Annotated in this window: 20 protein-coding genes; 15 read left to right on the forward strand and 5 right to left on the reverse strand. The window is 63.2% G+C overall.

The window, feature by feature from the left end; genetic code table 11:
* Positions 1-94 precede the first annotated feature (94 nt).
* The 5 genes from ACF8EA_RS03990 to ydcS form a co-directional block, all read right to left on the reverse strand.
* Positions 95-1,519: a gamma-aminobutyraldehyde dehydrogenase gene (locus tag ACF8EA_RS03990; RefSeq protein WP_031322522.1), complete on the reverse strand. Its 1,425-nt coding sequence runs from the start codon at positions 1,517-1,519 to the stop codon at positions 95-97.
* Positions 1,520-1,536: 17 nt separating this feature from the next.
* Positions 1,537-2,343 (reverse strand): ABC transporter permease, encoded by an 807-nt coding sequence (locus tag ACF8EA_RS03995; protein ID WP_021784212.1) that lies wholly within the window; start codon positions 2,341-2,343, stop codon positions 1,537-1,539.
* Positions 2,333-3,244 carry an ABC transporter permease gene (locus ACF8EA_RS04000; RefSeq protein WP_021784211.1) on the reverse strand — a complete coding sequence of 304 codons (912 nt, stop codon included), beginning with the start codon at positions 3,242-3,244 and terminating at the stop codon, positions 2,333-2,335. Before ACF8EA_RS04000 ends, ACF8EA_RS03995 begins: the two co-directional genes overlap by 11 nt.
* A 1-nt stretch (position 3,245) precedes the next feature.
* The gene (locus ACF8EA_RS04005) at positions 3,246-4,277 is read right to left on the reverse strand and encodes an ABC transporter ATP-binding protein (RefSeq protein ID WP_021784210.1); all 1,032 of its coding nucleotides are present in this window, start codon (positions 4,275-4,277) and stop codon (positions 3,246-3,248) included.
* 150 nt (positions 4,278-4,427) lie between these two features.
* Positions 4,428-5,579: a putative ABC transporter substrate-binding protein YdcS gene (gene ydcS, locus ACF8EA_RS04010; RefSeq protein ID WP_021784209.1), complete on the reverse strand. Its 1,152-nt coding sequence runs from the start codon at positions 5,577-5,579 to the stop codon at positions 4,428-4,430.
* Positions 5,580-5,795: 216 nt separating this feature from the next.
* Between ydcS and ACF8EA_RS04015 the strand changes: the two genes are divergently transcribed.
* The 15 genes from ACF8EA_RS04015 to ACF8EA_RS04085 all read left to right on the forward strand — a co-directional run.
* Entirely contained in the window at positions 5,796-6,479 is a 684-nt protein-coding gene (locus ACF8EA_RS04015) for a tellurite resistance TerB family protein (protein WP_103443806.1), read from the forward strand.
* Between the two features lie 392 nt (positions 6,480-6,871).
* Complete coding sequence (locus ACF8EA_RS04020) at positions 6,872-8,494, forward strand: methyl-accepting chemotaxis protein (protein WP_392521157.1); 1,623 nt, start codon at positions 6,872-6,874, stop codon at positions 8,492-8,494.
* Positions 8,495-8,499: 5 nt separating this feature from the next.
* Positions 8,500-9,006: a chemotaxis protein CheW gene (locus tag ACF8EA_RS04025; protein ID WP_392521158.1), complete on the forward strand. Its 507-nt coding sequence runs from the start codon at positions 8,500-8,502 to the stop codon at positions 9,004-9,006.
* Positions 9,003-10,286 (forward strand): CheR family methyltransferase, encoded by a 1,284-nt coding sequence (locus tag ACF8EA_RS04030; protein ID WP_392521159.1) that lies wholly within the window; start codon positions 9,003-9,005, stop codon positions 10,284-10,286. The genes ACF8EA_RS04025 and ACF8EA_RS04030 overlap by 4 nt, the downstream gene beginning before the upstream one ends.
* Positions 10,283-10,948: a chemotaxis protein CheW gene (locus tag ACF8EA_RS04035; RefSeq protein WP_021785885.1), complete on the forward strand. Its 666-nt coding sequence runs from the start codon at positions 10,283-10,285 to the stop codon at positions 10,946-10,948. Before ACF8EA_RS04030 ends, ACF8EA_RS04035 begins: the two co-directional genes overlap by 4 nt.
* A complete protein-coding gene (locus ACF8EA_RS04040; protein WP_392521160.1) occupies positions 10,945-13,242 on the forward strand; it encodes a hybrid sensor histidine kinase/response regulator in 2,298 nt (765 codons plus the stop codon). Before ACF8EA_RS04035 ends, ACF8EA_RS04040 begins: the two co-directional genes overlap by 4 nt.
* Positions 13,239-14,252 carry a Wsp signal transduction system protein-glutamate methylesterase WspF gene (wspF, locus tag ACF8EA_RS04045; protein WP_103443810.1) on the forward strand — a complete coding sequence of 338 codons (1,014 nt, stop codon included), beginning with the start codon at positions 13,239-13,241 and terminating at the stop codon, positions 14,250-14,252. Before ACF8EA_RS04040 ends, wspF begins: the two co-directional genes overlap by 4 nt.
* A gap of 51 nt (positions 14,253-14,303) precedes the next feature.
* Positions 14,304-15,308 (forward strand): Wsp signal transduction system regulator diguanylate cyclase WspR, encoded by a 1,005-nt coding sequence (wspR, locus tag ACF8EA_RS04050; RefSeq protein ID WP_392521161.1) that lies wholly within the window; start codon positions 14,304-14,306, stop codon positions 15,306-15,308.
* 144 nt (positions 15,309-15,452) lie between these two features.
* Positions 15,453-16,548, forward strand: a protein-coding gene (gene prfB, locus ACF8EA_RS04055; RefSeq protein WP_101196216.1) for a peptide chain release factor 2 whose coding sequence is annotated in 2 segments (ribosomal slippage) — positions 15,453-15,524 and positions 15,526-16,548 — 1,095 coding nt in all. Because the reading frame shifts where the segments join, the coding sequence is not laid out codon by codon here.
* Positions 16,549-16,641: 93 nt separating this feature from the next.
* Positions 16,642-18,144 (forward strand): lysine--tRNA ligase, encoded by a 1,503-nt coding sequence (gene lysS, locus ACF8EA_RS04060; RefSeq protein ID WP_028698371.1) that lies wholly within the window; start codon positions 16,642-16,644, stop codon positions 18,142-18,144.
* Between the two features lie 190 nt (positions 18,145-18,334).
* On the forward strand, positions 18,335-19,039 hold the full coding sequence (locus ACF8EA_RS04065; protein WP_003252210.1) for a TetR/AcrR family transcriptional regulator: 705 nt from the start codon (positions 18,335-18,337) through the stop codon (positions 19,037-19,039).
* Between the two features lie 30 nt (positions 19,040-19,069).
* The gene (locus tag ACF8EA_RS04070; protein ID WP_021785891.1) at positions 19,070-19,618 is read left to right on the forward strand and encodes a hypothetical protein; all 549 of its coding nucleotides are present in this window, start codon (positions 19,070-19,072) and stop codon (positions 19,616-19,618) included.
* 139 nt (positions 19,619-19,757) lie between these two features.
* Entirely contained in the window at positions 19,758-21,035 is a 1,278-nt protein-coding gene (locus ACF8EA_RS04075) for a flavohemoglobin expression-modulating QEGLA motif protein (RefSeq protein WP_028698370.1), read from the forward strand.
* Positions 21,007-21,930: an alpha/beta hydrolase gene (locus ACF8EA_RS04080; RefSeq protein WP_392521162.1), complete on the forward strand. Its 924-nt coding sequence runs from the start codon at positions 21,007-21,009 to the stop codon at positions 21,928-21,930. The genes ACF8EA_RS04075 and ACF8EA_RS04080 overlap by 29 nt, the downstream gene beginning before the upstream one ends.
* A partial coding sequence (locus ACF8EA_RS04085; RefSeq protein WP_392521163.1) for a hypothetical protein occupies positions 21,927-22,248 on the forward strand: 322 nt, incomplete at its 3' end. The genes ACF8EA_RS04080 and ACF8EA_RS04085, both read left to right, overlap by 4 nt.

Raw genomic sequence — 22,248 nt, forward strand, 5'->3', positions numbered from 1 at the left:
CAAACGTAGGAGCGAGCGTAGCTCGCGATGCGCCGCGCGGGCGGCGCTCGATCTCGTTGGCGTTACAAATCTACCGACGTACCCCTGAGCCTCCTCAATGCTTGATCATCACATGCCGCACACAGGTGTAGTCCTCCAGCCCATACATCGACATGTCCTTGCCATACCCTGAATGCTTCTGCCCGCCATGGGGCATTTCGCTGACCAGCATGAAGTGGGTGTTCACCCAGGTGCAGCCGTACTGCAAGCGCGCCGCCAGGCGGTGGGCGCGGCCGGTGTCACGGGTCCATACCGATGAGGCCAGGCCGTAGTTGGAGTCGTTGGCCCATTCCAGCACCTGCGCTTCATCGGTGAAGCGGGTGACCGAAACCACCGGGCCAAACACTTCGTTGCGCACGATCTCGTCGTCCTGCAGGGCATCGGCCAGCACAGTAGGCTCGAAGAAATAGCCATCGCCCTCTATTGCCTTGCCACCGGTTACCAGACGAATGTGCGGCTGGGCGATGGCCCGCTGCACCAAACCGGCGACCTTGTCGCGGTGCTGGGCACTGATCAGCGGCCCCAGTTCGGTTTCTTCAGACTCCTGCAGGCCCGGTTTGAGGCTGGCTACGGCTTTACCCAAGCGCTCGACGAAGCGCTCGTAGATCCCGTCCTGCACATACAGGCGGCAGGCTGCGGTGCAGTCCTGGCCGGCGTTGTAAAAGCCGAAGGTTCGGATGCCGTCGATGGCGGCATCGATGTCAGCGTCATCGAACACCAGCACCGGCGCTTTGCCGCCCAATTCCATGTGCATGCGTTTCACGCTGTCGGCGGTGGCGCTGATGATGTGCGCGCCGGTGGGGATCGAGCCGGTCAGCGATACCATGCGCACCTTGGGGTGGGTTATCAACGGGTTGCCGACCGTCTGGCCGCGACCGAAGAGAATGTTCAGCACCCCCGGCGGGAGCAAGTCCTGGGCCAGCTCGCCCAGGCGCAGGGCCGTCAGGGGCGTCAGTTCGGACGGCTTTATCACCACTGTGTTGCCGGCAGCCAGGGCCGGGGCGATCTTCCAGGCCAGCATCATCAGCGGGTAGTTCCACGGCGCGATGGAAGCCACCACACCCAACGGGTCGCGGCGAATCATCGAGGTGTGGCCCGGCAGGTACTCGCCTGCCGCCAAGCCGCCCAGGCAGCGCGCCGCACCGGCAAAGTAGCGGAACACGTCGGCAATCGCCGGGATCTCGTCGTTCAGTGCAGCGCTCAGGGGCTTGCCGCAGTTTTGCGATTCCAGCCTGGCCAGTTCATCGCCATGGGCTTCGATGGCGTCGGCCAGCGCCAGCAAGGCCTGCGAACGTTCTTTAGGGCTGGTTTGCGACCAGCTGTCGAAGGCCTGGTCGGCAGCGCGCACGGCGCTGTCCACCTGGGCTTCGCTGGCTTCGTTGATCTGCGCCAGGGCAGTGCCCAGCGCTGGGTTGAGCACGGTCCAGGCCGGGCCTTGGCCAGCGACCAGCTGGCCATTGATCAGCATCTGCGTTTGCATCGGGGGCTCCTCCAGGGTCATTTGCCACCGCCCGCGACGCTATCGCCGCCACGGGTCAGGTAATAGGCGCCAAGAATCGGCAGCATGGTCACCAGCATCACCAGCATGGCGACAACGTTGGTCACGGGTACGTCGCGCGGGCGACTGAGCTGGTTGAGCAGCCAGATCGGCAGGGTGCGCTCGTGCCCGGCGGTGAACGTGGTGACGATGATTTCATCGAACGACAAGGCAAAGGCCAGCATGCCGCCCGCCAGCAGCGCTGAGCCGAGGTTGGGCAGGACGATGTAGCGGAAAGTCTGCCAACCGTCGGCGCCAAGGTCCATCGAGGCTTCGATCAGGCTTTGCGAGGTACGCCGCAGGCGGGCGATCACGTTGTTGTAGACGATCACCACGCAGAACGTGGCGTGGCCGACTACGATGGTGAACACCCCGGGCTCTATCCCCAGCGTCTTGAATGCCGAGAGCAGGGCGAGGCCGGTGATGATGCCGGGCAGGGCGATGGGCAGGATCAGCACCAGCGAAATGCTTTCCTTGCCAAAAAAACTGCGCCGGTACAGCGCCGCCGAGGCCAGCGTACCGAGCACCAGTGCGATCAATGTGGCCAGGCAAGCCACCTGCAGCGAAAGCTTGATTGCCTCAAGCACATCGGGCCGGGCGAAGGCCACGTCGATCCACTTCAGGGTAAAGCCTTTGGGCGGAAAGCTGAACGCCGCGTCTTCGGTATTGAAGGCGTACAGGAAGATGATAAGGATCGGGAAGTGCAGGAACAGCAAGCCGCCCCACGCCGCCAGGCGCAGCCCTGCAGACGCTTTTTCAGAGTGCATCGAAGGCCCCCAGGCGCTTGACGATGGCCAGGTACACCGCGATCAGCACGATGGGCACCAAGGTGAATGCGGCGGCCATCGGCATGTTGCCGATCGCCCCTTGCTGGGCATAGACCATGCTGCCGATGAAGTAGCCGGGCGGGCCGACCAGTTGTGGCACGATGAAGTCCCCCAGGGTGAGCGAGAAGGTGAAGATCGAGCCGGCGGCGATACCGGGGATCGACAGCGGCAGTATCACCTGCACGAAGGTTTGCCCTGGCCGGGCGCCCAGGTCTGCCGAAGCCTGCAGCAGCGAAGGTGGCAAGCGCTCCAGCGAGGCCTGGATCGGCAGGATCATGAACGGCAGCCAGATATACACGAACACCAGGAAGCGCCCCAGGTGCGAAGTCGACAGCGTGCTGCCGCCCACGCCCGGCACGGCCAGCACTGCTTGCAGCAGGCCATCCAGATGCAGCTGCTGGACGAACCATTGGGTCACGCCGCCCTTGGCCAATAGCAGGGTCCAGGCATAGGTCTTGACGATATAGCTGGCCCACATGGGCATCATCACCGCGATGTAGAAAAACGCCTTGGTCTTGCCGCTGGTGTAGCGCGCCATGTAGTAGGCGATGGGGAAGGCCAGTACCGCGCTGGCCAGCGACACCGCCACCGCCATGCTCAGGGTGCGCAGGATGATGTCGAAGTTCGATGGGTTGAACAGCGCGGCGAAGTTGCCCAGGGTCAGGTCCGGGGTCACCGCCATGGTGAAGTCGTCGAAGGTATAGAAGCCCTGCCACAGCAGGTTCAGCAGCGAGCCCAGGTAAATCGCGCCGAACCAGGTCAGCGGCGGGATCAACAGCAGTGCCAGGTACAGGTTGGGGCGCCGGTACAGCAGGTTGGACAAGCTGCGCAGTGTGCTCATCTCAGCGGTCCTCGGTTTCCTGCAGCACTGTCATGGCCTCGCGGGGCCAGTGCGCCTGCAGCCGTTGCCCGGGCTGCCAGGCCTGTATCTGCTTCTGCCAGCGGTCATTGGCCTGGCTGACTGCCAGCAGTTGGCCGTTGTCCAGCTGCAGTTCGTAGCGGGTGGCGCTGCCTTGGTACTGGACATCACGCAGCACGCCGCTGACCTGTACCTCATGGCTGGTCACGACCGGGTCGCCCAGGCGAATGTGCTCGGGGCGGATGGAGAAGGGCGCAAGGCTGCCGTTGAGCTGCATGGCCAGCTCGCCCCGCACCACGTTGGACGTGCCGACGAATTCAGCAACGAAGGTTGTGCTGGGCTTCATGTACAGGTTGCGCGGGGTGTCGACCTGTTCGATTCGGCCGCGGTTGAACACCGCGACCCGGTCGGACATCGACAGCGCTTCGGTCTGGTCGTGGGTGACGAAGATGAAGGTGATGCCCAGTTGGCGTTGCAGCTTTTTCAGCTCGCCTTGCATCTGTTCGCGCAATTTCAGGTCCAGTGCGCCCAGTGGCTCATCCAGCAGCAGCACCCGCGGCCGGTTGACCAACGCCCGGGCCAGGGCCACGCGCTGACGCTGGCCGCCAGACAGCTGTGCCGGTTTGCGCGCGCCATAGCCGGTCAGGGCTACCATGGCCAGGGCTTCCTCGGCGCGGCTGTGGCGTTCGGCCTTGCCCACGCCTTTTACCTTCAGGCCATAGGCGATGTTGTCCAGCACGTTCATGTGCGGGAAAAGCGCATAGTCCTGGAACACAGTGTTGACGTCACGTTGGTAGGGCGGCATGCCAGCAGCCTCGATCCCCTGGATGCGGATCGACCCACTGGAGGGTTGCTCGAAGCCTGCGATCAGGCGCAGGCAGGTGGTCTTGCCTGAGCCGGAAGGGCCGAGCATGGAAAAGAACTCGCCATCGATGATGTCGATGCTGACCTGGTCGACGGCCTTGACCTCGCCGAAGGTGCGGGAAACCTGGGTGAACTGGACGGCTAGGGGCATGCGTGGACTCCAGGAATGAATATTTCTCCTGTACCGGCCTCTTCGCGGGCAAGCCCGCTCCTACAGGTCGAGCGTCACCCTTGCATCAGGTGAAGAACCTGTGGGAGCGGGCTTGCCCGCGAAGAGGCCGGTACAGGCATTCAGACAACCTCAGCGACCACCCATGATCGCAATGTAGTCCTGGGTCCAGCGGCTGTAAGGCACGAACTTGCCCCCTTGGGCCTGCGGTGTTTTCCAGAAGGCAATCTTGTCGAAGTTGTCGAAGCCGTTGGTCTTGCAGCCCTCGGCCCCCAGCAGCTCGCTGGCGGTACACGCCGCCGGCACAGCCGGCAACGAGCCGAACCAGGCTGCCACATCGCCTTGCACCTTAGGTTGCAACGACCAGTCCATCCATTTGTAGGCGCAATTGGGGTGCTTGGCCTCGGCGTGCAGCATGGTGGTGTCGGCCCAGCCGGTCGCGCCCTCCTTGGGAATGGTCGAGGCCACTGGCTGGTTCTCGGCCTTGAGGCCATTGACCATGTAGCCCCAGGAGCTGGAGGCAACCACGCCTTCGTTTTTCACATCGCTCATCTGGACCGTGGCGTCATGCCAATAGCGGTGGATCAGCGGTTGTTGCTGGCGCAGCAGTTCCAGCACGGCCTTGTATTGTGCCTCGTTCAGTTCGTACGGGTCCTTGATGCCCAGTTCGGGCCTGGACGACTTCAGGTACAGCGCTGCATCGGCGATGTAGATCGGCCCGTCATAGGCTTGCACGCGGCCCTTGTTCGGCTTGCCATCGGGCAGGTTCTGCGGCTCGAACACCACGCTCCAGCTGGTCGGTGCCTGCTTGAAGGTGTTGGTGTTGTACAGCAGCACGTTTGGCCCCCACTGGTACGGCGTGCCGTACACCTGCTTGTCGACCACATACCAGCCACCGTTCTGCAAGCGCGGGTCGATGGTCTTCCAATTGGAGATCAGGGCGGTGTTGATCGGCTGTACACGCTTGCCTGCGATCAGCCGCAACGATGCATCGCCCGAGGCGGTGACCAGGTCATAGCCGCCCTTGGTCATCAGGCTGACCATCTCGTCCGAGGTGGCGGCCGTTTTTACACTGACCTTGCAGCCGGTTTCCTTTTCGAAGTTGGTCACCCAGTCGTAGGCCTTGTCGCTTTCACCGCGTTCGATGTAGCCGGGCCAGGCGACGATGTCCAGGCGCCCCTCGCCGGCTCCCAGGGCCTTGGGCGGTTCGGCGGCCTGCAGGCTGGCGCTGGCCAGCATGGCGCAGGTGGTGGCGCCGAGCAATGCGGTCTTGTGCACTGACATGGTGTTCCCTCTTCTTGGCGATCTTTTTCGGGCAGTCATGAGGCAAGCAGTGAAGCAATCGTTATAAGCGTAGTGCGTGGGTGCGAAGCATTGGCGATATCGAGTCTAGTTGGCTTTTTGCCAGCTAATGCAACATCCGGAAGCAAATCCCTGCATGGCGTGTGCTTCGCCAAGCCTTACTCTGGCGTTTGAATCTTCTTACGTGGAGACACGCGAATGAATACCCGGGGCTTGCTTGATCAACTCCTCAAATCCGGCCAGCAAATGCTCGAGAAGCAGGGGGGCGCGACCAAACCTGGCAGCGCGTCAGGCGGGCTTGGCGGGTTATTGTCCGGAGCAGGGGGCGGCCTTTTGGGGGGCGGCGCTCTGGGCCTGTTGCTGGGTAGCAAGAAGGCCCGCAAGTACGGTGGCAAAGCCCTGACTTACGGTGGCCTCGCCGCGCTGGGGGTGCTGGCCTATAAAGCTTATGGCAACTGGCAGGCAAACCAGCGTGTGGCCGCAGCCGAGCCTCAAACGATAGACCGCCTGCCGCCGGCCCAGGCCGAGCAGCACAGCCAGGCGGTACTGCGCGCCCTGGTGGCGGCGGCCAAGTCCGATGGGCATATCGACGAGCGCGAGCGGGCGTTGATCGAGGGCGAGTTCACGCGCCTGGACAGCGACCGCGAATTGCAACACTGGCTGCATGCCGAGTTGAACAAGCCGCTGGACCCGGCCGAAGTGGCCCGCGCAGCGCAAACGCCGGAGATGGCTGCCGAGATGTACCTGGCCAGCGTGATGATGGTTGATGAGGAAAACTTCATGGAGCGTGCCTACCTGGACGAGTTGGCACGCCAGTTGCGGCTGGACCCGGGCTTGCGCCAGGAGCTGGAAAGCCAGGTACGGCAAGCGGTGGCTCCGTAATACACCTGTCGGGGAATATTCAGCGCCTGTTAGATCGAGCGCCGCCCGCGCGGCGCATCGCGAGCTGCGCTCGCTCCTACGTTTGTTTCGGGCCAGTAACGCCTGTGCCAATGCGCGCGACCGCCTTGTTCGTCCAACGTGATATCGCGCCATGCAGCAAAATGCTCGCGCGCAAATCCCTCAGAAATAACTAGCCCGAAACAAACGTAGGAGCGAGCGCAGCTCGCGATGCGCCGCGCGGGCGGCGCTCGCTCTCACAGGCGCTGAATATGTTGCGTCATGCACATGGTGGCTTTTACCTCATACCCCGCACTTCACCCGCAAAAGCATAAGGCGCCTAGGCTATACTTCGGCGATTTTTCCCGCTCGTTGTGAATTCCTGAGGGCTGAATGTGAAGAACTGGACCTTGCGCCAACGGATCCTGGCAAGTTTCGCCGTGATCATCGCCATCATGCTGCTGATGATCGTGGCCGCCTACTCGCGGTTGGTGACTATCGAAACCGCCGAAGAGGCGGTGGGGACCGATAGCATTCCCGGCGTCTACTACAGCTCGATGATCCGCAGCGCCTGGGTCGACAGCTACGTCACCAGCCAGCAGTTGGTGGGCCTGTCGAACCATCGTGAAATTACTTCGGCCGACCTGGAACTGTTCAGAAACTTCGATAACCGGCTGAAGCAATTCATGGCCAGCTACCAGGCCACCATCCAGGACAAGGACGACCAGGCCCGATTTGGCAGCTTCGTGCAACTGGAAGAAAACTACCTCAAGATCGTCAACCAGGTGCTGGATGCGTACGGCCAGCACAACTACGACGAAGCCCAACGGCTGATCACCGAGGTCCTCACCCCGGCGTGGATAGAGGGGCGCGAGCACCTGAGTGAAGTGATCGAGAATAATCGGGCCTCTGCCGGTGCCGCCACCAACGAGATCGTCAATGCCGTCAACACGGCCAAGGGCAGCATGGTGGTTTCACTGTTGCTGGCAATCGTCGCTGCCGGCATCTGCGGCCTGCTGCTGATGCGCGCTATCACGGCGCCCATGCAGCGTATTGTGCATGCCCTCGACAAACTGCGCTCGGGTGATCTGAGCATGCGCCTGAGCCTGCACCGCAAGGACGAATTTGGTGCCATCGAAAATGGCTTCAACGAAATGGCCGAGGCATTGGCCAACCTGGTGGCCCAGGCCCAACGCTCGTCGGTGCAGGTGACCACTTCGGTCACCGAGATCGCCGCCACGTCCAAGCAGCAACAGGCCACCGCCACCGAAACGGCGGCCACCACCACCGAAATCGGCGCCACCTCGCGGGAGATCGCCGCCACTTCGCGGGACCTGGTGCGCACCATGACCGAAGTGACTACGGCTGCTGATCAGGCATCCAGCCTGGCAGGCTCCGGGCGCCAGGGCCTGGCACGCATGGAAGAGACCATGCAACAGGTGATGGGCGCTGCCGATTTGGTCAATGCCAAGCTCGGTATCCTCAACGAGAAAGCCAGCAACATCACTCAGATGGTGGTAACCATCGTCAAGGTTGCCGACCAGACCAATCTGCTGTCGCTCAACGCCGCCATCGAAGCGGAAAAGGCCGGCGAATATGGCCGCGGCTTTGCCGTGGTCGCTACCGAAGTGCGCCGCCTGGCCGACCAGACCGCCGTGGCCACCTACGACATCGAGCAGATGGTGCGCGAGATCCAGTCGGCAGTGTCGGCCGGTGTCATGGGGATGGACAAGTTCTCCGAAGAAGTGCGCCGCGGCATGTTCGAGGTGCAACAAGTGGGCGAGCAACTCAGCCAGATCATTCACCAGGTGCAGGCCTTGGCGCCGCGCGTATTGATGGTCAACGAAGGCATGCAGGCCCAGGCCACCGGTGCCGAGCAGATCAACCAGGCGCTGGCCCAGCTCAGCGATGCCAGCACCCAGACGGTAGAGTCGCTGCGCCAGGCCAGCTATGCCATCGATGAGCTGAGCCAGGTGGCCGCAGGCCTGCGTGGCGGCGTGTCGCGCTTCAAAGTCTGAACGCGATGAACGACTTGCAACTGCGCAGCGCGGGGACGGAGAACACCAAGGGGGTGTTGTACCTGCAGTTTCGCATCAGAGAGCAGCGGTTTGCCCTGAGCGTGCACGAGGTGGTCGAAGTGCTGCCCCGTCAGCCGCTCAAGCCGATCGCCCAGGCACCTGCCTGGGTGGCGGGTATCCTCGCCCATCGTGGCGAGTTGGTACCGGTGATCGACCTTGCCGCACTGAGCTTCGGCCAGCCGGCGGTGCAACGCACCAGCACCCGCTTGGTGCTGGTGCGCTACCGAGGCAGTCTGCAGCTTGGCCTGATCCTGGAGCAGGCCACCGAAACCCTGCGTTGCCAACCGAACGAGTTCCAGCCCTATGGGGTGGACTCAGGTGAAGCGCCTTATCTGGGGCCGGTGCGCCAGGATGCCCAGGGCCTGCTGCAGCGCATCGAAGTCAATGACCTGCTGCCCGACGCCGTGCACGCATTGCTGTATACGCAAGACCCGACAGGGATGCCTAAATGAACGAACAGCGTTTCTTCCGCTTCTTGCGCGAGCGTATTGGCCTGGACGTGGAGTCGGTGGGCGCGCCCATGGTCGAACGCGCGCTGCGTCAACGTTGCGTGGCTGCGGGCGCGATGGACCTGGACGATTACTGGCTGCGCCTGCAGCAGTCGGCAGATGAGCAACAGGCGCTGATCGAAGCGGTGATCGTCCCGGAAACCTGGTTTTTCCGGTACCCCGAATCCTTCAAAGCGCTGGCCAGCCTGGCCCATAAACGGCTGGCTCAACTGGCTGGCGCGCGTCCGTTGCGCTTGCTCAGCCTGCCGTGTTCTACCGGCGAAGAGCCCTATTCGCTGGCCATGGCCTTGTTTGACGCCGGCATGGCGCCAGGGGCATTCCTTGTTGATGGAATGGACATCAGCCCCAGTTCGGTTGCCAAGGCCGGGCAGGCGGTTTATGGGCGCAATGCGTTCCGTGGTAGCGAACTGTGCTTTCGCGATCGTTACTTCGATGCTCTGGGCGAAGGCCACCGCCTGCATGAACGGGTACGCCAGCAAGTCAGCCTGCGGGTGGGCAATGTGCTTGACCCGGCGCTGGCCAGCCGCGACGGCCTGTATGACTTCGTGTTCTGTCGCAATCTGTTGATCTATTTCGACGTAGCGACCCAACAGCGTGTGTTCGAAGTGCTCAAGCGCTTGCTGCATCCGCAGGGTGTGCTGTTCATCGGCCCGGCGGAAGGCAGCTTGTTGGCACGCATGGGCATGCGTCCGCTGGGGATCGCCCAGTCGTTTGCCTATGTGCGTCACGAAGGCGACAGCGCCCCCTTGGCGGCGGCACCCGCCCAACCCGCCAAGCGTACGTTCACGACTTTACCCCCACCGGTTTATCCGCAGCCCAGCGTGGCGTTGCCTCGTTCGCTGCGCCCGCTGCGTGTGCTGCCGGTGGCGGCCAAGCCAGCGCCAGCCCGCGAGCACACGCACGAGGGGGCCAGTGAGTTGCTGGCCGGCATTGCCCGGCTGGCCAATGCCGGCGCCAGCGAGCAGGCCCGTAGCGAATGCCAGCGCTACCTGAGCCAGTACCCGCCGTCGGCACAGGTTTACTACTGGCTGGGATTGCTCAGTGATACTGAAGGCGATGCGCAGCAGGCGTTGAGCCATTATCGCAAGGCCCTGTACCTGGAACCACAGCACCCCGAGGCGCTGGTGCACCTGGCCGCCTTGCTGGCGGCCCAGGGTGACCTTGCCGGCGCCCGGCGCCTTCAGGAGCGCGCGGCGCGGGCTGGCCGGGAGTCTGAACGATGAACAGTGATTCCGCGATGCAGTTGCTCGCCGAGGATGACGCACACATCGACGACTGCTGGAACCGCATTGGCGTGCGCGGCGACAAGCAGTGCCCACTGCTGGAGCGGCATGTTCATTGCCGCAATTGCGAGGTGTATGCCGCTGCTGCCACGCGTTTGCTCGACCGCTATGCGCTGACGCAGGACCACCAGGCTGCAGCGGTACAGCCGGACGAGGAAAACACCGGCCATTCCATGCTGCTGTTCCGTCTGGGCGAAGAATGGCTGGCGCTGGCTACCGCCTGCCTGGTCGAGATCGCCCCGTTGCAGGCGGTGCATTCATTGCCGCACCAGCGCTCGCGGCTGCTGCATGGGGTTGCCAATGTGCGCGGCGCGTTGGTGCCGTGCCTGTCACTGGCTGACTTGCTCGGGGTGCAGGCCGGCGCCACCGAGCCACGTAGCGCCCGGGCGATGCCACGTATGCTTATTCTGGCTGCCGAGGGTGGGCCGGTGGTGATGGCCGTCGAGGAAATCGACGGTATTCATCGGCTCGACCCGCAGCTGCTGGGCAGTGGCCGGGACGCCACACGCTTCACCGCCGCAGTCCTGCAGTGGCGCGGCCGCAGCGTGCGGGTTCTGGACGATCAACACTTAATGTCTGCCGTGCAGCGGAGCCTGTCATGACCCCAGAGCAAATGCGCGACGCATCGTTGCTCGAACTGTTCAGCCTGGAAGCCGAGGCGCAGACCCAAGTGCTCAGCGCTGGCCTGATGGCACTGGAGCGCAACCCCACCCAGGCTGACCAGCTAGAAGCGTGCATGCGCGCTGCGCACTCGCTCAAGGGGGCAGCGCGCATCGTCGGGGTGGATGCTGGTGTCAGTGTCGCCCACGTCATGGAGGATTGCCTGGTAGCGGCTCAGGAAGGCCGACTGCGTCTGACCGCCGAGCATATTGACGCGCTGTTGCAAGGTACCGACCTGCTGATACGTATTGCCACACCCGGCGATGCCGGGGCGCAGGCGACCTTGCCGGTGTTTCTTGCGCAAATGGCCAGCCTGCTCGACTCGGGCACTTCTGCCGTGCCTGTCGTGCCGCTGGCTGCATCCGTGCCGCCGGAGCCGCCGCTGGCAACCCTGCCGCCTGCACCTGTGGTAATGCCAGCCGGACCGAGGGAACCAGAGCCCGAACCCGCCCTGCGGCGCAAGGCTGGCAAGCGCGCTGGCGAAGGTGCCGAGCGGGTACTGCGTGTCACCGCCGACCGCCTTAATAGCCTACTTGACCTGTCCAGCAAGTCGTTGGTGGAAACCCAGCGGCTCAAACCGTACCTGGCTACCCTGCAGCGCCTCAAACGCATGCACGGCCAAGGCATGCAGGCACTTGACGGCTTGCGCATGCAACTGGAAGACAGTGGTCAGAGCAGCGAGGTGCTCGAGGCCTTGGCACAGACCCAGCGCCTGCTGGCAGAGACCCAGCAGATTTTGCAGCAACAGGCGGCCGACCTGGATGAGTTCGGCTGGCAGGCCAGTCAGCGTGCGCAGTTGTTGTATGACACCGCCCTGGCTTGCCGGATGCGGCCGTTTGCCGACGTGCTGACCGGGCAAAGCCGCATGGTTCGCGACCTGGGCCGTTCGCTGGGCAAACCGGTGCGGCTGGTGGTGGAAGGGGAGAAGACCCAGGTCGACCGCGATGTGCTGGAAAAGCTCGAAGCACCGCTGACCCACCTGTTGCGCAATGCCGTCGACCACGGCATCGAATTGCCCGAGCGGCGCCTGCTGGCGGGCAAGCCGGACGAGGGGGTGATCCGACTGCGGGCTTCGCACCAGGCGGGCATGCTCAGCCTGGAGCTGATCGACGATGGCGCCGGTATCGACCTGGAGCGCCTGCGCAGCAGCATCGTCGATCGCGCCCTGTCGCCTGCTGATACGGTGGCGCAGATGAGTGAGGCGGAGCTGCTGACGTTCCTGTTCCTGCCCGGTTTCAGCCTGCGCGACAAGGTTACCGAAGTGTCCGGGCGCGGTGTGGGGCTGGATGCGGTGCAGCACTTGATCCGCGAGCTGCGCGGCTCGATCGAGTTGACCCAGGTGGCAGGGCAGGGCTGTCGCTTCCATCTGCAGGTGCCGCTGACCCTGTCGGTCGTTCGCAGCCTGGTGGTCGAGGTGGGCGGTGAGGCTTACGCCTTCCCGCTGGCGCATATCGAACGCACGCTGGAAGTGACCGCCGACCAGATCGTGCAGATCGAGGGGCGCCAGCACTTCTGGCACGAAGGCCGGCATATCGGCCTGGTGGCGGCCAGCCAACTGCTCAATCGCCCGGCCGGGCAAAGTGACGAAGCCAGCCTGCGGGTGGTGGTGATTCGTGAGCGCGAGCAGCTGTACGGCGTGGCCGTGGAGCGGTTGGTGGGGGAGCGGGTGCTGGTCGTGATGCCACTCGACCCACGCTTGGGGAAGGTGCAGGACATTTCCTCAGGCGCCTTGCTCGATGATGGCTCGGTGGTCCTGATTGTCGATGTCGAAGACTTGCTGCGCTCGGTGGAAAAACTGCTCAGCACTGGCAGCCTGGAGCGCATCGAACGCGGCAGCAGCGGAGCCCGCGGTGTGGTCCGCAAACGTATCCTGGTGGTCGACGACTCGCTGACCGTACGCGAACTGCAGCGCAAGCTGCTGGGCAACCGTGGCTACGAAGTGGCGGTCGCGGTGGATGGCATGGACGGCTGGAACGCCCTGCGCGGCGAGGACTTTGACCTGCTGATCACCGACATCGACATGCCGCGCATGGACGGCATCGAGCTGGTTACCCTGGTGCGTCGCGACCAGCGCCTGCAGTCGTTGCCAGTGATGGTGGTGTCCTATAAAGACCGTGAGGAAGACCGGCGGCGAGGACTGGATGCTGGCGCCGACTACTATTTGGCAAAGGCCAGCTTCCACGACGATGCGTTGCTGGATGCTGTGGTGGAGCTGATCGGAGGTGCTCAGGGATGAAGATCGCCATCGTCAATGACATGCCCCTGGCCGTCGAAGCGTTGCGCCGGGCGGTTGCCCTGGAGCCCGCACACCAGGTCGTATGGGTGGCCAGCAACGGTGCTGAGGCGGTGCAGCGCTGCACCGAGCAGTTACCGGACCTCATCCTCATGGACCTGATCATGCCGGTGATGGACGGTGTCGAGGCGACCCGGCGGATCATGGCCGAAACCCCATGCGCCATTGTCATCGTTACGGTCGACCGTAAACAGAACGTGCACCGGGTGTTCGAGGCCATGGGCCATGGCGCCCTCGATGTGGTCGACACCCCTGCGCTGGGTGCTGGCGATGCCCGCGAAGCGGCGGCGCCCTTGCTGCGCAAGATCCTCAATATCGGCTGGCTGGTCGGCCAGCAGCGTGCACCTGCCGCAAGGTCGGTGGCCGCACCGCCGCGCGAGGCTTCCCAGCGTCGCGGGTTGGTGGCAATCGGGTCTTCGGCGGGTGGCCCTGCAGCACTCGAAGTGTTGCTCAAGGGCTTGCCGGCAGCGTTTCCGGCGGCCATCGTGCTGGTCCAGCATGTGGACCAGGTGTTTGCCGCAGGCATGGCCGAATGGCTCAGCAGCGCAGCAGGCATGCCGGTGCGCCTGGCCCGTGAAGGCGAACCACCGCAGCCAGGGCAGGTACTCCTGGCCGGCACCAACCATCACATTCGCCTGCTACAGAACGGCCAACTGGCCTACACTGCCGAACCTGTGAATGAAATCTACCGGCCCTCGATCGATGTGTTCTTCGAAAGCGTGGCACGTTACTGGAATGGCGATGCAGTGGGCGTGCTGCTTACCGGCATGGGCCGCGACGGTGCCCAGGGCCTGAAGCTGATGCGTCAGCAGGGCTTTCTGACCATTGCCCAGGACCAGGCCAGCAGCGCGGTGTACGGCATGCCCAAGGCTGCTGCGGCTATTGATGCCGCCGTGGAAATTCGCCCGCTGGAACGTATAGCCGGGCGCTTGACTGAATTTTTCGCAAAATGACGAAATGTATTGAATCACGCCGCCAGGCCGGTAGTGATCGGGTGAACAATGATGAATGATTTACCGATCGAAGGTTTCGCGACCACCAACGAGAACTCGGCGATGGTGCTGCTGGTCGACGATCAGGCCATGATCGGCGAAGCGGTGCGGCGTGGCTTGGCCAATGAAGACAACATCGACTTCCACTTCTGTGCCGACCCGCACCAGGCGGTGGCCCAGGCCATGCGCATCAAGCCCACGGTCATTCTTCAGGACCTGATCATGCCTGGCCTGGACGGCTTGACTCTGGTGCGCGAGTACCGCAACAACCCGGTGACCCAGGACATCCCGATCATCGTCCTGTCGACCAAGGAAGACCCGTTGGTCAAGAGCGCGGCATTTGCCGCCGGGGCCAACGATTACCTGGTCAAGCTGCCTGACACGATCGAACTGGTGGCACGCATCCGCTACCACTCGCGTTCCTACCTGACCCTGCTGCAGCGCGACGAGGCCTACCGTGCCCTGCGCGTCAGCCAGCAGCAGTTGCTGGATTCCAACCTGATGCTGCAGCGGCTGATGAACTCCGATGGCCTGACCGGGCTGTCCAACCGTCGCCACTTCGACGAGTACCTGGAGCTGGAATGGCGCCGGGCGATGCGTGAACAGCAGCAGCTGTCGTTGCTGATGATCGACGTGGACTACTTCAAAGTCTACAACGACAGCTTTGGCCACCTGGCCGGTGACGAGGCCTTGCGCCAGGTGGCCGAATCCATCCGTAGCTCGTGCTCGCGGCCGACCGACCTGCCGGCGCGCTATGGCGGCGAAGAGTTCGCCCTGGTGCTGCCCAACACCTCGCCAGGCGGGGCTCGGCTGGTGGCCGAAAAGCTGCGCCAGACCGTGCTGGGCCTGGGCATCCCGCATACTGCGCCGACGGCTGATGCATTTTTGACCGTAAGCATCGGCCTGGCCACCCAGACGCCTGCTATCGGCAGCCACTGCCGGCAGCTGATTTCGGCGGCCGACAAAGGTCTTTACCTGGCCAAGAACGGTGGGCGTAACCAAGTCGGCATCGCCTAAGCACTTGGAGACGGCGCGGCCGCTCTCACATGAGTCCGCGCAGGTTGCCCTAAATACATACGACCGCCCGGCGGGTCTGCCGCCATGCTGCGGACTCGGTTATACTCGCGGGCTTTTCACCGAATTCGCGCGAGTAGGCAGCCCATGGAAATCCAACCGATCCTGAACACCATCAAGGACCTCACCGAACGTTCCCTGTCAATTCGGGGGTATCTTTGACTACGATCACAAGCATGACCGCCTGATCGAAGTCAACCGCGAGCTGGAAGACCCCAACGTCTGGAACAAGCCTGAGTACGCCCAGGCACTGGGCCGCGAGCGTGCCATGCTGGCCCAGGTCGTCGAGACCCTGGACAAGCTGTCCAACGGCCTGGGTGACTGCCAGGACCTGCTCGACATGGCCGTCGAAGAAAATGACGAAGGCGCCGTCGGCGACGTCGTGACCGAGCTGGAAAGCCTGGAAGAAAACCTGGCCCAGCTTGAGTTCCGTCGCATGTTCAGCGGCGAGATGGACATGAACAACGCCTACCTGGATATCCAGGCCGGCTCCGGTGGTACCGAAGCACAGGACTGGGCCAACATCCTGCTGCGCATGTACCTGCGCTGGGCCGACAAGCGTGGTTTCGACGCCACCATCATCGAGCTTTCCGAAGGTGAAGTGGCCGGCATCAAGGGTGCCACCGTGCACATCAAGGGCGAGTACGCCTTTGGCTGGCTGCGCACCGAAATCGGCGTGCACCGCCTGGTGCGCAAGAGCCCGTTCGACTCCGGTGCCCGTCGCCACACATCGTTCTCGGCGGTGTTCGTATCGCCCGAGATCGACGACAAGGTCGAAATCGAGATCAACCCGTCCGACCTGCGCATCGACACCTACCGCTCCTCCGGTGCCGGTGGTCAGCACGTGAACACCACCGACTCGGCGGTCCGTATCACCCACGTGCCGACCAACACCGTGGTGGCTTGCCAGAACGAACGTTCCCAGCACGCCAACAAGGACACCGCCATGAAAATGCTGCGGGCCAAGTTGTACGAACTGGAAATGCAGAAGCGCAACGCTGCTTCGCAGGCGCTGGAAGACAGCAAGTCGGACATCGGCTGGGGCCACCAGATTCGCTCCTACGTACTGGATGACTCGCGCATCAAGGACCTGCGTACCGGCGTCGAGCGTAGCGACTGCCAGAAAGTCCTCGACGGCGACCTCGACCAGTATCTGGAAGCGAGCCTCAAGCAGGGCCTGTGATTAGCACCCCCATGCCGCGCTACCTGGCCAGCCGCCGGTAGCGCGTGCCCTGCCCGGAACGGGCAACGAATACCTGATGGAAAGAATGACGACATGAGCGACCTGAAGACCGAATCGCAAGACCTGCAACAGGAAGAAAACGCCCTGATCGCCCTGCGCAAGGAAAAACTTGCCGCCGAGCGTGCCAAGGGCAATGCCTTCCCCAACGACTTCCGTCGCGACAGCTACTGCAACGACCTGCAGAAGCAGTATGCGGACAAGACCAAGGAAGAGCTGGAAGCAGCCGCGATCCCGGTCAAGGTCGCCGGCCGCATCATGCTCAACCGTGGTTCGTTCATGGTTATCCAGGACATGACTGGCCGTATTCAGGTCTACGTCAACCGCAAGACCCTGCCGGAAGAAACCCTGGCCGCCGTCAAGACCTGGGACCTGGGCGACATCATCAGCGCCGAAGGCACCCTGGCCCGTTCCGGCAAGGGCGACCTGTACGTCGAAATGACCAACGTGCGCCTGCTGACCAAGTCGCTGCGCCCGCTGCCCGACAAGCACCACGGCCTGACCGACACCGAGCAGCGCTACCGCCAGCGCTACGTCGACCTGATGGTCAACGAAGAAACCCGCCACACCTTCCGTGTGCGTTCGCAGGTGATTTCGCACATCCGCAAGTTCCTCATCGAGCGTGACTTCCTCGAAGTCGAGACGCCGATGCTGCAGACCATTCCAGGCGGCGCTGCTGCCAAACCGTTCGAAACCCACCACAATGCCCTGGACATGGCCATGTTCCTGCGTATCGCGCCGGAGCTGTACCTCAAGCGCCTGGTCGTGGGTGGCTTCGAAAAAGTGTTCGAGATCAACCGTAACTTCCGTAACGAAGGCGTTTCGACTCGTCACAACCCTGAATTCACCATGCTCGAGTTCTACCAGGCCTACGCCGATTACCGCGACAACATGGACCTCACCGAGGAACTGTTCCGCGAGCTGGCGCAACTGGTACTGGGCTCCACCGACGTGCCGTACGGCGACAAGGTATTCCACTTCGGCGAGCCGTTCGTGCGCCTGTCGGTGTTCGACTCGATCCTCAAGTACAACCCGGAGCTGACCGCTGCCGACCTGCAGGACGTCGACCGCGCCCGCGAGATCGCCAGGAAGGCCGGCGCCAAGGTGCTGGGCCATGAAGGCTTGGGCAAGCTGCAGGTGATGATTTTCGAAGAGTTGGTCGAGCACAAGCTGGAACAGCCGCACTTCATTACCGAGTACCCGTTCGAAGTGTCGCCGCTGGCCCGTCGCAACGACGAGAACCCGGCCGTTACCGATCGTTTCGAGCTGTTCATCGGTGGCCGCGAAATCGCCAACGCCTACTCCGAGCTCAACGATGCCGAAGATCAGGCCGAGCGTTTCCTGGCCCAGGTGGCCGAGAAGGACGCGGGTGACGATGAAGCCATGCACTATGACGCCGACTTCGTTCGTGCGCTGGAGTACGGCATGCCGCCGACCGCCGGTGAAGGCATCGGCATCGACCGCCTGGTGATGCTGCTGACCAACTCGCCGTCGATCCGCGACGTCATCCTGTTCCCGCACATGCGTCCGCAGGCCTGAGTGAGCTGAACGAGCCGCCTTTCGAGGCGGCTTTTTCTTGCCTGAAGCTTTATGTTGTCGGTACCGGCCTCTTCGCGGGTAAACCCGCTCCTACAAAGGCCTCAGCAGGCCCTTGTGGTTGCGGGTTTACCCGCGAAGAGGCCGGCACCGATGAAAAACTGCCCATGAGGTATCCCCCGTGACACCCGCCATGCCTGACCAAGGCGCCGCCGGCATCGCCACCGCCGTCGCCGAAAGCGTGCAATACCAAGGCCGCAAGACTGCCCGCCAAGGCAGCGAACAGCGTCGCCAGTTGATTCTCGATGCCGCCATGCGCATTGTCGTGCGCGATGGCGTGCGCGGTGTGCGCCACCGGGCAGTGGCCGCCGAGGCCGGCGTGCCATTGTCGGCCACCACCTACTACTTCAAGGACATCGAGGACCTGCTCACCGATACCTTTGCCCAGTATGTCGAGCGCAGTGCGGCCTACATGGCCAAGCTGTGGGCAAACACCGAGGTGGTGTTGCGCCAGTTGCTGGCACAGGGCGATGGCAGCCCACAGGCCCGGGCGCGGCTGGCTGACGAGGTGGCGCGCATGACCGCCGACTACGTTCAGCGGCAACTGCTGAACCGCCGTGACTTCCTGATGGCCGAGCAGGCCTTCCGCCAGGAAGCATTGCTGTGCCCGCGACTGGCCGAGCTGGTGTGCGCTCATGAGCAGATCCTGCTGCACGGCACCCGGCAATTGCTGCAGGTCGTGGGCTCGCGGCAGCCGGAGCAGGATGCACAGATGTTGACGGCGATTATCGAGCAGTTGGAATATCAAGGCCTGCTCAAGCAAGCGAATGCGCAAGCCGATGGGCAGATGCTCGCTATGCTTACCCGATACCTGCAACTGGTGCTGGCATCGGCCTGAGGCGAGAACGACCTTTTCAAGGAGAACCTGATGAAAGCCTGGCGTGTGGTGTTGTTGACTTTGTCATTCCTGCTGCTGGGCGGTTGTCTGGTGACCTTCCATGAGCCCTTGCCCAGCAACCAGGCAGCGCCCAAGGCCCTGCTCGGCAAGTGGAGCAGCAAGGACGCCTGGGGGGAGCCGCTGAAACTGGTGATCAGCCGTAGCGGTGGCGACGCCTACAAGGCGGTGGCCACGGCCAAGGGCAAGGCCCCTGAAGAGTACGTGTTCACCGTGTCACGCCACGGCAACCGCTGGTACTTGTCGGCTGGCGTGCCCAAGCGGCTGGGTGGCAATTTCCTGATTGGCGGCTTCGACATCGTCGACGGCAAGGAACTGGTGGTCTACAACCTGGACGTCGAGCAGGTGCAGCAGGCGGTGGACAAAAAGGAACTGACCGGGCGCAGCACCGAAGTGCCGGACGACAACGGCGACGGCGTGCTGATCGACAGCCCGGCGGCGCGGGTGCTGGCCTACTTGGACGACCCGGCCAACTCCGACCTGTTCGTCGAAGTGGCGCGGTTCCAGCGTTCCGGCAAGTAGTGGCCTGTACCGGCCTCTTCGCGGGCAAGCCCGCTCCTACGGGGGCCTTGCCAGGCCTGGGCTTCGTGATATCCATGTAGGAGCGGGCTTGCCCGCGAAGAGGCCGGTACAGGTTTCGTGTACTAGAAAGGAGTCCCCGGTGGACGAATACCAGCAAACCATCCGCGCCCTGTCCGACCGCATCGTTGCGGCACAGACGCCTATTCGGGTCCTGGACGCGGTGAAGTGGGACGACAACATCCGCCAGGGCTTTCTCAAGGCCAAGGGCAAGGAGCCGCCGGCGGTAGATCGTGCCTACTACCAATCGCGCCCGCTGTCGTTCGACTCCAGCGCTGTCAAGGCCGAGTTCCAGGGCATCGAGCGCGACATCATTCGCCAGCTGGGCCAGTTCAACCCGGTCGGGCAGATCATGAAGCGCATGTGCCGTGAATACCGCATGGTGGTGCGCATGCTTGAAGCGCGCGGTACCGAAGACTTCGGCCTGATCTCCCAAGAGCTGTATGGCGCCGCCTCGGATGCCTTCCACGCCGGTGACCCGACGCTGGCCGACCTTGGGCTGATGCTGTCGGACTACCTGAACAACATCGATGGCCGTGGTGACCTCAAGGATGAGCCAAAGAACCTCACCGCCAAGGAAGCCGTGGAGATCCTCCAGCACCGGCTGAACAAAGTGTTCGGCGAGGCCGAGGGAACCATTCGTGTGTTCGAGTCAGACGGCATCGTCGCTGACGCCGCAGCCGGTGCCGACTACATCAAGGTGCGTGCCGATGCCATGTTCAACACCCGCGATGTGCGCGCCCTGGAGGTGCACGAAGGGTTGGTGCATGTCGGGACCACGCTCAATGGCCTGAACCAGCCGATCTGCACCTTCCTGGCCAAGGGCCCGCCCTCGTCGACGGTAACCCAGGAGGGCCTGGCCATCCTCATGGAGGTGATCGCCTTTGCCTCCTACCCCAGCCGCCTGCGCAAGCTCACCAACCGCACCCGAGCCATCCACATGGTCGAGGAGGGCGCAGACTTCATGCAGGTCTACGGTTTTTTCCGCGAGCAGGGCTTCGAGATGGCGCAGAGCTACAGCAACGCCAGCCGGGTGTTCCGCGGGTCGGTGCCCAACGGCTTGCCATTCACCAAGGACTTGTCCTACCTCAAGGGCTTCATCATGGTTTACAACTACATTCAGTTGGCCGTGAAGAAGGGCAAACTGGAACAGATCCCGTTGCTGTTCTGTGGCAAGACCACCCTGGAAGACATGCGCACCCTGCGCCAACTCGTCGAGGAAGGGCTGGTCGAGCCGCCCAAGTACCTGCCCGAACAGTTCCGCGACCTTAACGCGCTGTCGGCCTGGATGTGCTTCTCCAACTTCCTCAACCACCTGAGCCTGGACCGTATTGAAGCCGACTACGCGAACATTCTCTGAGAACTGCCGCCTGCTGGTCCTGGGCCTGGTCCTGCTGAGCCTTGGCGGCTGCAGCAGCCTGCTGTTCTACCCCGAGCGTGGTCAGGCCTTCACCCCTGAGCGGGCCAAGCTGGAATACCGCGACGTCACGCTGACCACTGCTGATGGCATCCGCCTTCACGGTTGGTGGCTGCCGGCCAAGGCCGGGGTCGAAGTCAAGGGTACGGTGCTGCACCTGCACGGCAACGGCGGTAACCTGCCTGGGCACCTGGGGGGTAGCTACTGGCTGCCGGAGCAGGGTTACCAGGTGTTGATGATCGATTACCGCGGCTATGGCTTGTCTCAGGGCCAGCCGAGCCTGCCGGAAGTGTACGAGGACATTGCCGCAGCCATGGCCTGGCTGGAGCAGTCGCCCGAGGTCAGGGGCAAGCCGTTGGTACTGCTGGGGCAGAGCCTGGGCGGTGCCATGGCCATTCATTACCTGGCGGCCCACCCCGAGCAGCGTCAGCGCTTCAGCGCCCTGGTGTTCGATGGTGTGCCGGCCAGTTACCGCGCGGTGGGGCGCTTTGCGCTCAGCACTTCCTGGATGACCTGGCCATTGCAGGTTCCGCTGTCGTGGCTGGTGCCGGACGGCGACAGCGCGATCCGCTCGATCGAGCGATTGAGCAGCCCGCCCAAGTTGTTTTTCCACAGCATCGACGACAACCTGGTGCCGATGGACAACGCCATCCGCCTATATCAGCACGCGCCACCACCGCGGGTGCTGCAACTGACCCGAGGGGGTCACGTGCAGACCTTCGCCGACCCTACCTGGCGCCAGGTGATGCTGCGGTTCCTCGATGACCCCAGCCATTTCAACGGCCTGCGGCGGCTTGCCGAAGTGCCCAATTTCCCTGACGAGAAGAACAAGCAATGAGTGAAGAACGCAACGCCATCCCGCTGATCCTGACCGGCGTCGGCAGCATCATCGTGACGGTGGGGGCTTTGTGGTATTACGGTTATCTGCATTTCGCCAAGCCCGAAGATGCCCTGCTGCTGCAGGATTTCACCATGCTCAAGACCATCCCCGGCGAGGACTACAAGGTATCGCTGGACCCGGCACCGCAAGTGGCCCAGTGCGTCGATGGGGTGCTGGTGCTGTTCGACACCCAGCAGAAAGGCCTGACCGGCGTGCTGGTGGACAACCGCAAGCGTGCGGTGCGCTGCATGGGCGAGGAAACACCGCAGCAGGTGC

The organism is Pseudomonas sp. YQ_5 (assembly GCF_043103305.1).
GTDB lineage: Bacteria > Pseudomonadota > Gammaproteobacteria > Pseudomonadales > Pseudomonadaceae > Aquipseudomonas > Aquipseudomonas putida_Y.

Bases quoted from the DNA above. Each gene is read 5' to 3' on its own strand.
- ACF8EA_RS03990 (WP_031322522.1), bottom strand. From the start codon at position 1,519: ATGCAAACGCAGATGCTGATCAATGGCCAGCTGGTCGCTGGCCAAGGC.
- ACF8EA_RS03995 (WP_021784212.1), bottom strand. From the start codon at position 2,343: ATGCACTCTGAAAAAGCGTCTGCAGGGCTGCGCCTGGCGGCGTGGGGC.
- ACF8EA_RS04000 (WP_021784211.1), bottom strand. From the start codon at position 3,244: ATGAGCACACTGCGCAGCTTGTCCAACCTGCTGTACCGGCGCCCCAAC.
- ACF8EA_RS04005 (WP_021784210.1), bottom strand. From the start codon at position 4,277: ATGCCCCTAGCCGTCCAGTTCACCCAGGTTTCCCGCACCTTCGGCGAG.
- ydcS (WP_021784209.1), bottom strand. From the start codon at position 5,579: ATGTCAGTGCACAAGACCGCATTGCTCGGCGCCACCACCTGCGCCATG.
- ACF8EA_RS04015 (WP_103443806.1), top strand. From the start codon at position 5,796: ATGAATACCCGGGGCTTGCTTGATCAACTCCTCAAATCCGGCCAGCAA.
- ACF8EA_RS04025 (WP_392521158.1), top strand. From the start codon at position 8,500: ATGAACGACTTGCAACTGCGCAGCGCGGGGACGGAGAACACCAAGGGG.
- ACF8EA_RS04030 (WP_392521159.1), top strand. From the start codon at position 9,003: ATGAACGAACAGCGTTTCTTCCGCTTCTTGCGCGAGCGTATTGGCCTG.
- ACF8EA_RS04035 (WP_021785885.1), top strand. From the start codon at position 10,283: ATGAACAGTGATTCCGCGATGCAGTTGCTCGCCGAGGATGACGCACAC.
- ACF8EA_RS04040 (WP_392521160.1), top strand. From the start codon at position 10,945: ATGACCCCAGAGCAAATGCGCGACGCATCGTTGCTCGAACTGTTCAGC.
- wspF (WP_103443810.1), top strand. From the start codon at position 13,239: ATGAAGATCGCCATCGTCAATGACATGCCCCTGGCCGTCGAAGCGTTG.
- wspR (WP_392521161.1), top strand. From the start codon at position 14,304: ATGAATGATTTACCGATCGAAGGTTTCGCGACCACCAACGAGAACTCG.
- lysS (WP_028698371.1), top strand. From the start codon at position 16,642: ATGAGCGACCTGAAGACCGAATCGCAAGACCTGCAACAGGAAGAAAAC.
- ACF8EA_RS04065 (WP_003252210.1), top strand. From the start codon at position 18,335: ATGCCTGACCAAGGCGCCGCCGGCATCGCCACCGCCGTCGCCGAAAGC.
- ACF8EA_RS04070 (WP_021785891.1), top strand. From the start codon at position 19,070: ATGAAAGCCTGGCGTGTGGTGTTGTTGACTTTGTCATTCCTGCTGCTG.